At 52.5% G+C, this 912-nt stretch carries 1 protein-coding gene; it reads right to left on the bottom strand.

Annotated elements, in window-relative coordinates:
- Positions 1 to 796, bottom strand: a 796-nt coding sequence (gene ltrA, locus ACZYR9_RS27510) for a group II intron reverse transcriptase/maturase (RefSeq protein WP_488981487.1), incomplete at its 3' end; no start/stop codon positions are given.
- Positions 797 to 912: the final 116 nt, after the last annotated feature.

The raw sequence follows: 912 nt of genomic DNA, 5'->3' as shown, positions 1-912 counted from the left end.
CCACTATCCGCGTCTTCTCCGGGTGTACGGTCAGTTCCAGTCGCTCCATAATCGCTTGGATAAGCTTAAAAGCATGAAGCGCCTCTTTCCTTGTCTTGCACACCACGACGAAATCGTCTGCATACCTCGTAAGTTCTCCGACTTCCTTCCCGTGTCTTTCCCACAACGTATCGAAGTAATTTAGGTAAATGTTCGCCAACAGCGGTGAAATCACTCCCCCTTGGGGCGTGCCCAGGTCAGAACGTCTTACCGTTCCTTCCTCCATTACTCCGGCTTCGAGCCATTGCCGGATAAGCTTGAGAGTACGTCTGTCACTGATTCGCATTTCCACCAGCTTCATTAGCTTCTCTTGGTTAATATTATCGAAGTACCCTTGGATGTCGACGTCGACCACCCAATTGCCTTTGCGGTTGCAGGCTTTACGAATTCGCTCTAGCGCTTGCTTCGCGCCGCGCTTCGGCCGGAAACCAAAGGAACATTCCTGAAAGTCGGCTTCAAAGATCGGCTCCAATATGAGTTTGGTTGCCATTTGCACGACGCGGTCTCTTACCGTTGGGATGCCGAGCGGTCGTTTACGTCCATCTTTCTTCGGAATGTAGTGGCGGCGTACAGGCTGGGGGCGATAGGATTTCTTCAGCAGTCTCTCTTGGCATTCCGCTAGAAATCGGTCTTCGCCGATTTTCGCGATGTCAGTCATGGTCTCACCGTCGATGCCTGCCGCTCCTTTGTTCGCTCGTACTCTCCGCCACGCTTCCTGTAGCACGTCCAATCGATAAACTTTGTCGGTGAGCGTCAAATAGCCCCCACCTAGCAGTCAGATGGGAGCAAGTGTATGATGGATGAAGATTACGTGACGCGGCAAGAGTCCGGAAGTGACGGTGACCACGGCATAAAGGGTTCTAATGCCTGGGC

Source organism: Paenibacillus sp. F024 (assembly GCF_057814255.1).
Note: the sequence above shows the minus strand (reverse complement) of the source record. Positions and strands in the feature narration are given on the sequence as shown.